This window comes from Arthrobacter sp. PAMC 25486, assembly GCF_000785535.1.
Lineage (GTDB): Bacteria > Actinomycetota > Actinomycetes > Actinomycetales > Micrococcaceae > Specibacter.
Genome location: NZ_CP007595.1, coordinates 2,922,533 through 2,935,352 on the forward strand (window position 1 = coordinate 2,922,533; position 12,820 = coordinate 2,935,352).

14 protein-coding genes are annotated in these 12,820 nt (G+C 60.2%); 11 read left to right on the forward strand and 3 right to left on the reverse strand.

All coding sequences use genetic code 11. The annotated features are described in order from the left end of the window. Positions 1–46: 46 nt before the first annotated feature. Together rpsR and rplI are read left to right on the forward strand one after the other, a co-directional pair. Positions 47–286 (forward strand): 30S ribosomal protein S18, encoded by a 240-nt coding sequence (rpsR, locus tag art_RS13325; RefSeq protein ID WP_005273147.1) that lies wholly within the window; start codon positions 47–49, stop codon positions 284–286. 15 nt (positions 287–301) lie between these two features. Continuing rightward, a complete protein-coding gene (gene rplI, locus art_RS13330; protein ID WP_038465554.1) occupies positions 302–751 on the forward strand; it encodes a 50S ribosomal protein L9 in 450 nt (149 codons plus the stop codon). Positions 752–823: 72 nt separating this feature from the next. Here the strand turns inward: rplI and art_RS13335 are convergent, their stop codons facing one another. Then, on the reverse strand, positions 824–1,264 hold the full coding sequence (locus art_RS13335; protein WP_038465556.1) for a DUF1801 domain-containing protein: 441 nt from the start codon (positions 1,262–1,264) through the stop codon (positions 824–826). Between the two features lie 547 nt (positions 1,265–1,811). Between art_RS13335 and dnaB the strand changes: the two genes are divergently transcribed. The 4 genes from dnaB to art_RS13355 all read left to right on the forward strand — a co-directional run bounded on the left by dnaB (position 1,812) and on the right by art_RS13355 (position 5,656). Then, the gene (dnaB, locus tag art_RS13340; protein WP_038465558.1) at positions 1,812–3,191 is read left to right on the forward strand and encodes a replicative DNA helicase; all 1,380 of its coding nucleotides are present in this window, start codon (positions 1,812–1,814) and stop codon (positions 3,189–3,191) included. A gap of 57 nt (positions 3,192–3,248) precedes the next feature. After that, positions 3,249–4,592 (forward strand): MATE family efflux transporter, encoded by a 1,344-nt coding sequence (locus art_RS13345; protein ID WP_038465560.1) that lies wholly within the window; start codon positions 3,249–3,251, stop codon positions 4,590–4,592. A 24-nt stretch (positions 4,593–4,616) separates the two neighbouring features. Continuing rightward, positions 4,617–5,225, forward strand: coding sequence for a hypothetical protein (locus tag art_RS13350; RefSeq protein WP_052136532.1), 609 nt, complete (start codon positions 4,617–4,619; stop codon positions 5,223–5,225). Positions 5,226–5,299: 74 nt separating this feature from the next. After that, positions 5,300–5,656 carry a hypothetical protein gene (locus art_RS13355; protein WP_216699536.1) on the forward strand — a complete coding sequence of 119 codons (357 nt, stop codon included), beginning with the start codon at positions 5,300–5,302 and terminating at the stop codon, positions 5,654–5,656. Positions 5,657–5,766: 110 nt separating this feature from the next. On the opposite strand, the gene art_RS13360 is transcribed toward art_RS13355, so the two are convergent. Next, positions 5,767–6,810 (reverse strand): N-acetylglucosamine kinase, encoded by a 1,044-nt coding sequence (locus art_RS13360; protein ID WP_052136535.1) that lies wholly within the window; start codon positions 6,808–6,810, stop codon positions 5,767–5,769. Positions 6,811–6,902: 92 nt separating this feature from the next. Here art_RS13360 and art_RS13365 point away from each other — a divergent pair, with 92 nt between their 5' ends. The 5 genes from art_RS13365 (at position 6,903) to art_RS13385 (ending at position 12,090) form a co-directional block, all read left to right on the forward strand. Next, on the forward strand, positions 6,903–7,874 hold the full coding sequence (locus tag art_RS13365) for a MurR/RpiR family transcriptional regulator (protein ID WP_052136538.1): 972 nt from the start codon (positions 6,903–6,905) through the stop codon (positions 7,872–7,874). After that, positions 7,867–8,631, forward strand: a complete 765-nt coding sequence (locus art_RS13370; protein ID WP_052136541.1) for a sugar isomerase domain-containing protein — start codon at positions 7,867–7,869, stop codon at positions 8,629–8,631. Before art_RS13365 ends, art_RS13370 begins: the two co-directional genes overlap by 8 nt. 152 nt (positions 8,632–8,783) lie before the next feature. After that, positions 8,784–10,205 (forward strand): N-acetylglucosamine/diacetylchitobiose ABC transporter substrate-binding protein, encoded by a 1,422-nt coding sequence (gene ngcE, locus art_RS13375; protein ID WP_038465562.1) that lies wholly within the window; start codon positions 8,784–8,786, stop codon positions 10,203–10,205. Between the two features lie 92 nt (positions 10,206–10,297). Continuing rightward, complete coding sequence (locus art_RS13380) at positions 10,298–11,197, forward strand: carbohydrate ABC transporter permease (protein WP_082000567.1); 900 nt, start codon at positions 10,298–10,300, stop codon at positions 11,195–11,197. A gap of 101 nt (positions 11,198–11,298) precedes the next feature. Then, positions 11,299–12,090, forward strand: coding sequence for a carbohydrate ABC transporter permease (locus art_RS13385; RefSeq protein WP_253901602.1), 792 nt, complete (start codon positions 11,299–11,301; stop codon positions 12,088–12,090). 142 nt (positions 12,091–12,232) lie between these two features. Here the strand turns inward: art_RS13385 and art_RS13390 are convergent, their stop codons facing one another. After that, complete coding sequence (locus art_RS13390; RefSeq protein ID WP_038465566.1) at positions 12,233–12,805, reverse strand: CGNR zinc finger domain-containing protein; 573 nt, start codon at positions 12,803–12,805, stop codon at positions 12,233–12,235. Positions 12,806–12,820 lie beyond the last annotated feature (15 nt).

Sequence of the window (12,820 nt, forward strand, 5' to 3'; positions counted from 1 at the left end):
CGCGGATTAATATCCACGGGCTCCACGAATATTAAGGAGCTCCACGATGGCTAAGGCTGAACTCCGTAAGCCCAAACCAAAGTCCAACCCCTTGAAGGCCGCTGACGTCACCGTCATCGACTACAAGGACGTAGCATTGCTGCGCAAGTTCATCTCTGATCGCGGAAAGATCCGTGCGCGTCGCGTCACGGGTGTCACCGTCCAGGAGCAGCGCAAGATCGCCCAGGCAATCAAGAATGCCCGCGAAGTTGCATTGCTGCCCTACTCCGGCGCTGGCCGCGGTTAAGGGAGATAAATAAACATGGCAAAGCTCATTTTGACCCACGAAGTAAGCGGCCTCGGTGCCGCTGGCGACATCGTTGAGGTGAAGAACGGTTACGCACGTAACTTCCTTCTGCCCCGCGGTTTCGCTCTCGCCTGGTCCAAGGGCGGTGAGAAGCAGGTTGCAACCATTCAGGCCGCACGTGCTGCTCACGCACACGCAACCATTGAAGCCGCACAGGAGCAGGCAACTGCCCTCCAGGCCAATGCTGTTGTGCTCAAGGTCAAGGCAGGCGCCTCAGGCCGTCTGTTCGGTACCGTCAAGGCTGCCGACGTTGCAGAGGCTGTTGCCGCTGCAGGTCTGGGAACCATTGACAAGCGCAAGGTTGAACTGCCCGCCCACATCAAGTCGGTTGGCAAGCACACTGCAACTCTTCGTTTGCACGAAGATGTTTCAGCGACCATCACCTTGAATGTTGTAGCAAGCTAGTCTCGCTGCGCCGCTTCAAGAAGCCCGGTCCCCATTGGGGGCCGGGCTTTTTTGGCACTGTTTTTGTTTTTGTTATTCGCGCTGGGACTGCCGTGACTGGATGTTGGTGGTGGTGGAATGCCGGTAAGTCATGGCAATCAGCCGGCGCAGCACAGCCAGGTCCACATCCGCCAACTGGTTGATGTACACGCACGATACGCTCGACTTGAACTTGCCCAGCTTCGCCAGCAGTGGCGTGGCTTCCGGCGGATCACTCAGCCCGTACACCACAAGGTTCGCCTTTCTTGGTGAAAATGCGACGGCGGGAGCGTCGCCTTCCCTGCCCGAGGCGTACTTGTAGTGGTACTCGCCAAAGCCAATGATGCTGGGCCCCCACATGTACGGCGGCTGGCCCGTGACGTCGTGCATCATCTCCAGCAGGGTGAGCGCGTCCTCGCGGGGAACTGTTGTGGTGTCCACGCTCGCAATGAATTCCATGGGATCTATATTTGTGGGCTGAGTCTTGTTGGCCATGTGGTCGCTCTCCTCGTGCCTGCAGGCGCTGTGGTGGTGCTAACTATATAGAGGGCCAACATGTCCACGTGCGCATGCAGGCACATGGTCGGTTTTCCGGTGGTGGCGACCTGCCGGCATTCGACCGGGGGTTTCACGTTGGGGATATCCACATATAGACATATATCTGTGGATATCCCGGCTGTATCGTTAGTCACCTGCAGTGTCAAGAGCCACCAGCCAGATGATTTGTGTGGCCAAAAATACTGTTTTCCACAGGCGGTGGATAGTGTTTGCGCAGGTCAGGGCCGCTTTGATGGCTGCAATGAGATCTTATCCACAGAGTTGTCCCCATCCTGTGCACAAGCTGGGGCAGTTAATGCACCGGTTATCCACAGGGTCGGTGGACAACGAGGTTGGTGGAAGGTCCGGCAACGTCTAACGTTGCAGTTGAGCTCTCCTCTGCGGCAACTTTGTCGGTACCAGCTGGTAAAGAGTAGTAGCACTAGGAACACACCGCCAACCCGCGGTGAAAAGCCCGGCCAGCAGGGCAGAAAGAGGCACCAAAATGTCGGCTCCAGCAAGAGATTCAGAAGCAACCACCCGCGAACCGGATTTCGCCCGGACGCCACCCCAAGACCTTGTGGCTGAGCAAAGCGTTTTGGGTGGCATGATGCTGTCCAAGGATGCCATCGCCGATGTTGTGGAAGTCCTGCGCGGCAATGACTTCTACCGCCCGTCCCACGAGAGCATCTATGAGGCAATTCTTGACCTCTACGGCCGCGGCGAACCCGCCGACGCCGTTACGGTGGCCGATGAGCTGACGAAACGCGGTGAGATCACCAAAACAGGTGGGGCCGCATACCTGCACCAGCTCATCCAGTCCGTGCCAACAGCCGCCAACGCCGGTTTCTATGCTGAAATCGTTGCCGAGCGCGCCGTTCTCCGCCGGCTGGTCACGGCAGGCACAAAGATTGTCCAGATGGGCTACGCCCAGGACGGCGAAGTCGAGGACACCGTCAATGCGGCACAGGCCGAGATCTTTGCCGTGGCCGAACGTCGCACCACAGAGGACTATGTGCTTCTGAAGGACGTCATGGAAGCCACTGTGGATGAAATTGAGGCGTCGGGACACAAGGGCCAGGGCATGACCGGCGTGCCTACCGGTTTCTATGAATTTGATGAACTGACCAACGGCCTGCACCCCGGCCAGATGATTGTCATTGCGGCCCGACCGGCCGTTGGCAAAAGTACATTCGCACTTGACTGGGCGCGATCGGCTGCGATTGACCACAACATGGCCACCGTGGTGTTCTCCCTGGAAATGGGTCGCAACGAAATCGCCATGCGCCTCCTCTCCGCTGAGGCAACCATCAGCCTGCAGGATTTGCGCAAGGGAACGGTCAAGGACGACCAGTGGTCCAAGATCGCCACAACCATGGGCAGGATGAACGATGCCCCGCTGTTCATTGACGATTCGCCCAACATGTCGCTCATGGAAATCCGTGCGAAGTGCCGCCGCCTCAAGCAGCAGCATGACCTGAAACTAGTGGTCCTTGACTACCTGCAGCTGATGTCATCCGGCAAGCGCGTGGAATCGCGCCAGCAGGAAGTTTCCGAATTCTCCCGTGCGTTGAAGCTGCTGGCCAAGGAACTGCAGGTGCCCGTAGTGGCGCTGTCACAGCTGAACCGTGGTTCCGAGCAGCGTACGGACAAGAAACCCATGGTTTCGGACCTTCGTGAATCAGGATCGATCGAGCAGGATGCCGACATGGTGATCTTGCTGCACCGTGAGGACATTTACGACAAGGAGTCGGCCCGTGCCGGCGAAGCCGACGTGATTGTGGCCAAGCACCGTAACGGTCCCACCAAAACCATCGTGTTGGGTTTCCAGGGCCACTACTCGCGCTTTGCCAACATGGCCAGCGAAAGCGGTGGCGGCTACTAGCGCGGGGCCGGGGCATTGCCGGGCTGCCGATACTGTTGAGTCATGCCGAATAAAGTGATGCCGAACGACGCTGCGAAGGCTGCCCGCCGCTCAACAGCCAAAGCCATCCGTGGCCTGGCCATCCCGGCCTTCGGCGCACTCATTGCTGAGCCGTTGTTCCTGCTGGCCGACTCGGCCATTGTGGGGCACTTGGGTGTCCCGCAACTGGCTGGCGTCGGCCTGGCCGCCACGGTATTGCAGACTGTGGTCGGACTCATGGTATTCCTGGCATATTCCACCACCCCTGCGGTTGCGCGCCTCTTGGGCGCGGGAAAGCACTCCCAGGCGCTCGCTGTGGGCAGGGACGGACTCTGGCTGGCCGCGGTGCTGGGCGTGGTCCTTGCTGTTGCGGGCATGTTTGCCGGAAGAAGCCTCCTCGACGCCATGGGCGCCCGGGGTGAGGTGCTGGAATTTGCGCAACAGTACTTCCTGATCAGCCTGGCCGGAATCCCGGCAATGCTGCTCGTCATGGCGGCGATGGGTGTGTTGCGCGGTTTGCAGGACACCAAGACCCCCTTGATAGTGGCCACGGCTGGCTTTGCCGTCAACATTGTCATGAACTTCGCCTTCGTCTACGGACTCGGCATGTCGGTGGCCGGCGCTGCCCTGGGTACGGTGATTGCCCAATGGGGCATGGCAGCCGTCTACCTTGTCATCGTCGTCCGTGCCGCACGGACCTATCAGGTCGGTCTGCTCCCGGACTGGGCCGGCGTTCGGGCCGTCTCGCGGGTGGGCAGCTGGCTCATGCTCCGCACGCTGTCGCTGCGGGCCGCAATACTGGTGACAGTCGTCGTTGTCACGGCTCAAGGGTCAACCAACCTGGCCGCCCACCAGCTCGCGATGACACTATTCAGCTTCCTGGCCTTCGCCCTTGATGCGCTGGCCATCGCCGCCCAGGCGCTGATTGGCAAGGAACTGGGTGCTGGAAACACAGCCCAGGTGCGCGTCTTGACCAATACCATGACCAAGTGGGGCCTTGGCTTCGGTGTTGTCACCGGGTTGGGGTTGTGGGCCGCTTCAGGGGTCGTGGGTTGGATCTTCACCACCGACGCCAGCGTCCACGCAGCCCTGACAGCGGCGCTGATTGTCATGGCGGTTGGCCAGCCCCTTGCAGGCTACGTTTTCGTGCTCGACGGCGTACTCATCGGAGCGGGGGACGCCCGCTACCTTGCCTTGGTTGGCCTGGGCAACCTCGTCATCTACCTGCCGCTGCTGTACTGGGTCCACCAACACGATTTAGGCGACTCCGTCTCCGGGTTGTTCTGGGTCTGGGCCGCATTCAGCCTTGGCTATATGGGTGCGCGCGGGCTGACCCTCGGGCTGCGGGCCCGCACCGGGCGGTGGATGCAGGTCGGTGCCTAGCTCCGCCCCGGCTAGACTTGATGGGTGACTGAAACAGCCCTACCCCAGCCAAGCCATGCAAGCATCTCTTCCAGCGGCACCCGCCCGCTGTGGCAGCCAGTCTTACTGCGCGCCCTAATCACGGTTGCCTTTGGTTTGCTCACGGTGTTTTGGGCCAATCCAGGAACGCTCGGCCTGTGCCTGAGTGTCGCCGGTTATTTGCTTGCCCTGGCAGTATCCCACTACCTGGTTGTCCGCTCACTGGCCTTGCCCGGCGGCAATACCCGCCGCATGGTCCTGCTGGGTGCCGCCGGGCTGATTGCCGTCAGTGGCGTGGTCGTGGCCATCTCGTTGAGCTCAATCGTGGTCGCCTGGCTTGCCGGCGCGGCGCTGGCCGTTATGGGGGCTGCGGAACTCTTTGCCGCATTGCGCAAACCCGCAGGCGGCGAAGCAGCCCGCCCGCCATTGCGCAGCGATTGGATCATCTCCGGCGTGTTGGGTCTGGGCACGGGCCTGCTCCTGCCCTTCTTTGCCGCTGCCGGCCCCCATGCGCTGCTGGGCGTCTGCGGTGGCGGTGCCTTAATGAGCGGCGCCTTGTGGACGTTGTCAGCCCTCACACTGCGACATGACAGTACCAAGGCAAAAGCCGCGTAAACTGAAGACCATATGTTCTACTTTGCGTAGAAGCGCGTGGTGCGTGAAATACCCAACAAGTAAAAGGACCGATTGTGGGCAGCGTAGAGCCGAAGAACCCAAACTCAGGCAAATCCATCAAATTCCCCCTCAGCTTCTCTTTCGCCCTCGCCGCCGTTGCGGGCCTGGTCACCCTGGTGGTGTCGGCCGGTGGCACTGACAATGGACTGCGCTGGGACCTGGGCGGAATCGCCTTTGGCATCGCGTTTGTCGCGACACTTCTCATTGCGTCACTGCTTGTCATGGGCCACAAGGACAACGACCCCTACCTCAGTGAGGGCTCAGGCATCAACCGCCGCTCCGCGGACCGGTTGGCAAACCTCAAGAAGGACGCTGACGACGCCGCGAAGGCTGACAAGGCCACGGACGACGGCGATACCTCCGCCCGTTAGTCCCCAGCTTCTCCCATGGAAAAGGTCGCAGGCAACCTTTTCCATGGGGCCCTCGAGGCTGTGGGCCCAACACAGGGGGTGAATGTGGCCCACCCACCGTCCCGGCCTGGCTACTTTCCGCCCCGGAGAGCGGCCAGGCTTTGCTGTATCCGGGCAAAGATCGGTGCATCAACCTGGATGCCACTGCGCTTGAGCACCATGACCGACGCACCGACAACCCCGTCCTCGACAAGAACAGGGGAGATGCCGGCTGGCCCGCCCGCACCGGGCATGGCGGCTGACAAGCGGCCGACCACGGCTGCGGCCACTGCTCCGCCCTTTGTCAGCACACTCCCCCCGAAAACCAGCGGCTGGGCCCCCGGTTGCCATTGCCGTCCGTCGGCTTCCCCGGGGCCGTTTCCCGCCCTGCTGGCCGCCAACAGGGTCTGAGTCAACGCCTGGGCTGCACGGTCAATGATGTCCTGGGCAACGGCGTCGTCCTTTACCTGAAACACCAGCGGCGCAAAACGCGAGAGTTCAATGGCCGGCAGCTCATAAACCTTAAGAATTAACTGTTGCTGGGCGCGCAGCCGGCCCTGGGTGCGTTCCCCTGGATCAAGGGTAACGCCCAGCTCCGCCAGCACCAGTAGTGTCAGGGACGTGGCCTGCCCCCGGCCGTCAAGCGCGGCGGCAACAGCCCGGACAATCTCCCTGCCGAGCCAAAAACCCGCGCCATTATCACCCAGCAGCCAGCCGGTTCCATCGGTCACCGCCTCCAGGCGGCTGGACACCACGCGGGCGCCCACGGCGCCGGTGCCGGCTATCAAGGCCAAACCATCATCGTGATAAGTTCCAGAATAAAACGTGGCCAAAAGATCAGATTCAATCATGACCTTGCCGGTGAGTCCGAGCTCAGCGAACCCGTCGCGAAACAAATGGGTCGGCAATTCCAGTGATGCACCCGCCATGGCAACGAGCACTTCGGCAACCTCTCCCGCGGTGCCCCCAGTGGCCTTTCGGGAAGCGTCAAGCAGCGCCGCCAAGGCGGCATCAAATCCCCGGGAAACCGGGTTCCCACCGCCGGCGGTGCCATAGCCGAGGCACTGTCCGGAGGAATTGATCAGGACGGCCCTGGTGGAGGTGCCGCCAGCGTCAATGGCAAGAAAATTTCGCATCGTTATCATTCTGTGTCTAGGTGTGACTTGACTTACATCTGTGATGATAATAGTTTTCATTATGTACCCGCCAAAAAGAAACGGATTTTCAGATGTCAGCCTTCACGTCCTCTCCCGCAGCTGTTCCGGCTGCCGGTGTCGTGAACCGCATTCAGGCCAAACTACCTGATATGCCCGCTGCCATGGCGAAAATCGGCACCTATCTTCTGGAGCACCCGCAGGCGCCGTTGGAGCTGTCCATCATGGAGCTGGCGGAGCGGACCAAAACCTCACCGGCCACGGTGACACGTTTTTGCCGCCTGCTTGGCTATGCCGGATACGTGCCCTTCCGTGTCAGCATCGCCTCGGATCTTGGTCGCAGCGACGCACGGGAATCGTGGAAGGCGGACATCGGCCGGGCCTTTGGCCCCGATGATTCCCCCCGCGACGTCCTCAGTACCCTTGTCAATGCCCACACCCGTTCATTGGCAGAGACGGCGGCCGTGATGGATCTGGCGCAGATGAACAAAATTGCCCGCCGCATTGCCATGAGCCACCACGTGGACATCTACGGCATCGGTGGCAGCGCCGTCATGGCGAAGGAATTGCAGTCACGGCTGTACAGGATCGGCATCAACGCCCATCACTGGTCCGAGGTACACGCAGGATTGACGAGTGCCGCCATCCAGGATTCCAACACGGTGGCCATCGGCATTTCCAACACCGGCCGCACCGAAGAAACCTTGCAGATGCTCCGTGAAGCTGGGGAGGCCGGGGCCCTGACGGTGGCGTTGAGCAACAATCCGGGCTCACCCCTGGCCGAGAGCGCCGATGAATCAATCATCACCTCGGTCCATGAGCAGTTCCTGCAGCCCGATGACCTCTCGGCCAAGCATGTGCAGCTGCTGGTTCTCGACCTTATTTACCTATTGGTGGCACAGGTGAATTTTTCCCAGACCACATCAAAGCTTGCAGCCTCGGCCATGGCCGTTTCGCCCCACCGGCGCCCCACCAGGGCCGCCCGGCTGGAGGTGGCTGCCAGCCGCAATGCCCGCAGCGCAGGAAAGGGTGGCGCCCATGTCTGATTCACTGACAGTCTTCAGCCTGGAAGTTTCCGCCAGGCTCGACGCAATCACCGCCTGGGCGGTTGCCGGTGGGCTGGACGAGGCAGCCAGGGCCCTGGCGGATTCCCTGGCTAATGGCGGAGTGATTCAGGCCTTCGGCACCGGCCACTCTGAGGCCTTTGCCATGGAAATTGCCGGACGCGCCGGGGGGTTGATTCCCACCAGCAAGATTGCCCTGCGCGACCTGGTGCTGCATGGCGACCGCGACGTTGCCGCCCTTGATTCCCTGGAGGGTTCCGTCCTGGAGCGCGAGACAGGTGTTGCCGAGGAGCTGTTCAAGCTTTCGCTGGTTGATCCCAGCGACATTTTCATCATTGCCTCCAACTCTGGTGTGAACGGTTCCATTGTTGGGCTTGCCCTGGCCGCCAAGGAACGTGGTCACAAGGTAATCGCCGTCACAAGCCTTGAGCACACCAATGCTGTCGAAACAAAACACCCAAGTGGTATGCGTCTCAGTGAGATTGCCGATATTGTTATCGATAACAGGGCGCCGTATGGCGATACCACCCTTGAAGTTTCCGGCGGAGGAGGTGTTGGTGCTGTTTCATCCATCACAGCTGCATACATTGCGCAGTTGCTCACGATTGAAACAGTCCAGTGCCTGGTCCGTGCGGGGAAGAAACCGCCCATCTATATTTCGGCAAATATCCCGGGCGGGGACGAACACAATACCGCACTGGTGGGCCAGTATGTTGGCCGGCTCAGGCGTGAGGCGTGATTCCAACAGCACGTAGTTGAAGTCGGCTGAAACGCATGAAGCCAACCGAGACGAATTGCAGTGAAATGCAGTAAACGTACTTTCCAAGTACAGAGCAGTACAGAGTGAAACCGTTTTAGCGTTCGTACCATCAATGGAAGGCAGTACACAGAATGACTATTCAGAACAAGCCTCTGCAGCGTCGCGGATTCCTTCGTGGAGCACTGGCCACCGCCGTACTTTTGCCCCTGGGTGGAGCCTTGGCTTCCTGTGCAGGTGGCAGCAACACCCCCGAAACCTCGTCCGCTGCCCCCGGTGGCGACGTGGATCCCACGAAGAACCCGTTTGGCGTTGCCTCCACGGGTGCTCTTGACGCCGTCATCTTCAAGGGTGGCTACGGCATCGACTACGTCGAGTTCGCCGGCGCAATTTTCACCAAGAACTTCCCCGACGTCAAGGTAAGCATCAACCCATCCACCGACATCGCCCAGGAACTGCAGCCCCGCTTCGCCGGCGGAACCCCGCCGGACCTGATTGACAACTCCGGTGCCAAGTCCATCGGCTTCAGCACCATCCTGGGTCAGCTCGAGGACCTGCAGGACATCATTGATGCCAACAACCTCGAAGGCACCAAGATCGCCGACACCCTGTTTGACGGCGTGCTGTCACCGGGCACCTTTGACGGCAAGCTCGCCGCCATCAACTACGTGCTCACGGTCTACGCCTGGTGGTACTCCGCCAGCCTGTTCAAGGAAAACGGCTGGACGGTCCCCACCACCTGGGCCGAGGCTCTCGAGCTCGGTGCCAAGGCCAAGGAGAAGGACAAGTACCTCTTCGTTTGGGGCAAGGAGGCTGCAACCTACTACCTGACCATGTGCATTGAGTCGGCCATCAAGGAGGGCGGCGACGAGGTTCGCCTCGCCCTGGAAAACCTGAAGGAAGGCTGCTGGTCGCTGCCTGCCATGCAGGAAGTCCTGAAGGGCTTGGAGGCCATCGTCAAGGCTGGCTACATCATGCCCGGCGGTTCCGGCACGGTCTTCACTGCGGCACAGGCTTCATGGTCCAACGACCAGGAAGCACTCTTGTACCCCTCGGGTTCCTGGATTGAAAACGAGATGAAGGACCAGACCAAGGCCGGCTTCGAAATGACGGGCGCACCGGTTCCCGTTGTCTCCGACAGCCCGAAGATCGACCAGCAGGGCGTGCGCTCCGCTGGCGGCGAGCCCTTCGTGGTTCCGTCCAAGGGCGTCAATGTTGCAGCTGGCAAGGAATTGCTGCGCATCATGCTCTCCAAGGATGCTGCCACCAACTTCGCCAAGGAGAAGCTGGCCCCCACTGTTGTCAAGGGCACCGTCCCTGCCGACGGCTTCGGGTCCACCGCATTGGTGTCCCAGACCGCCATGTTGGACAAGGCCGGGAAGAACATCTTCACCTGGAACTTCATCGATCTGTACGGCATGAACGCCGACCTGCTGGTGCCGTGGAACTCCTTCCTCGACAACAAGCTCGACGTCGCAGGCCTCACCGAGGCCATGCAGAAGATCACCGACAATGTCCGGAACGACGATTCGGTGACAAAGATTGAAGTGAAGTGACACAAGCAACACAAGAAGTGCAGTCGGGGGGGGGCGTTGTCGCCACCGCCCGGCGGCGCCGGAAAAAACTGACATTCGACAAGGTCAGCTTTATGGCAGTGTTCCTGGGACTGCCACTGGTGATCTATCTGGTCTTTGTAATCTCGCCTTTTGTTCAGGCGGTGTACTACTCATTGACCAGCTGGGGCGGCTTCGACAACAACATGCCGTTCGTGGGCTTGAATAACTATGTCAAGCTCTTCAACGATGACATCTTCATGATCTCGGTCCGCAACAGCGTCACGCTGGCCGTCTTCCTGCCTGTCATCACGGTGATCTTGTCACTGGTGCTCGCCACCCTTGTCACCATTGGCGGCAGCAGCCGCGGGCAGATCAAGGGCCTGAAGGGTTCCGGTTTCTACCGGGTCATCTCCTTCTTCCCCTACGTCATCCCTGCGGTAGTCATCGGCATTATCTGGCAGCAGATTTTCAACCCGAAGAACGGCCTGCTTAACGGCATTCTGACAGGCATCGGGCTGGACGGTTTTAAGGACTACCCGTGGCTCGGCGACGCGCGCACAGCCATGATCGCCTCCATGTTCGTCATCGTGTGGGGCTTTGTTGGCTTCTACATGATCCTGTTTATCGCAGCCATCAAGGGCATCCCGGCGGAAACCTTCGAAGCAGCCCGCATTGACGGTGCTGGCCGCTTCCGCACGGCCATCAGCATCACGATCCCGCTGATCCGCGACAACATCCAGACCGCCTACGTCTACATGGGAATCCTGGCTCTCGACGCCTTTGTGTACATGTCAGTTTTGAACTCCACCGGCGGACCGGAAAACTCCACGCTTGTCATGTCGCAGAAACTGTTCACCACGGCCTTCTCGAAGAACCAGTTTGGCCTGGCCTGTGCCATGGGTGTGGTGCTGGCAGTCATCACCCTGCTTTTCTCGGCGATTGTATTCCTGGTCAACAAGATCACCGGCGGCAGCAAGGATGTGTCTGAATAATGTCAATGCAACTTTCAAAAACCACGGGACTAAGTGACCACGTTGAGCGCAAAGGGCAGGACAGCAAGAGTGACAAGGTGGTGGCCGGTGTCTCCCACACCATGCTCGCCCTGTGGGCGCTTTTGGTGCTCATTCCGCTGGGCTGGACCCTCATGTCGTCATTCAAGACGACCAAGGAAATCTTCGCCTCGCCGTTCTCCCTCCCCGCCGATTGGCAATTCCAGAACTACGTGACCGCATGGAATACAGCCGGCATTGGCATGTACTTCTTCAACACCGTCATTGTGGTGGGTTTCGCGCTTGTCATCGTGATGGTGCTCGGTGCCATGTGTGCCTACGTTTTGGCCCGCTACGTCTTCCCCGGATACCGCGCCGTCTACTACCTGATGCTCGCCGGCCTGACGTTCCCGGTCTTCCTGGCCATTGTTCCGTTGTTCTTCATCCTGCAGAACCTGGGCCTGTTGAACACCCTGCCCGGCCTGATCATCGTGTACGTGGCGTTCGCGCTGCCCTTCACCGTGTTCTTCCTGTTCTCCTTCTTCAAGGCGCTCCCCAACGAGATTGCCGAAGCCGCACAGATTGACGGCGCGGGCGAATGGCGCACCTTCTTCCAGGTCATGCTTCCCATGGCCAAGCCCGGCATGGCCTCCGTAGCCATCTTCAACTTCCTGGGCTTGTGGAACCAGTACCTGATCCCGGTGGCCATCAACACCAAGCGTGAGAACTATGTGCTCTCGCAGGGCATCGCGGCCTTCGCCGGCCAGATGGGCTATGCAGTGGACTTCGGTGCACTGTTCGCGGCCGCCATCATCGTGATTGTTCCGGTATTGGTCATGTACGTCCTGTTCCAGCGCCAGCTGCAGGGCTCTGTTGCTGCAGGAACCATGAAGTAAGCAGTCATTGTCATTCCCTTACGAGGTTCAACGAAGGCCCGCATCTCATGATGATGCGGGCCTTCGGTGTTTTGGGCAGTTGATTTCGACGGGCTCAATCCGCGGTTGCGGCAGCCACACTCCGCCGCTGGAGGGCGTGATCTTACATCTCGGCGGATTTACGACGGCGGTAGGCGGCTACGTGGGCACGGTTGCCGCAGTTGCCGGTGTCGCAATACCGGCGGGAACGGTTTTTGGACAGGTCGATCACCACTGCGCAGCAATCAGGCGCGGCACACACCTTCAGCCGCGCCAATTCCTTGCTGCGGATCACATCCACCAGCGCCATGGCTGCTTCAACCCCCATGCGCTCGGCCAGCGGGGCGGCCGGGGCAGTTGCGTGCAGGTGCCAGTCCCACTGGTCGTGTTTGACCAGCTGGGGCAGGGCCTGTGCCCGGGCCAAAAGTCCATTGACCATGTCGGCTGCGGTGAGTTCATCGGCAATGAAGATGGTGCGCAGTTCGGTGCGCATGTCACGCACTGCCTTGACCTCCGAAGCGGAGTGTTCACGCGATCCGGAAAACTGCTCCGCAAGCACAAAGGCATCCAGCTCGGCCACGGATTCCAGAGTGTCCGGGCCGGTGACGGTGCCGTCTTCGGTGACGGTGATGGGGGCGGTGTTGATCAAATTCACGGCAGAGAGCAGGGCCATCTCCGTGTCATGACTAAAGACCATGTTGACTCCTGACAA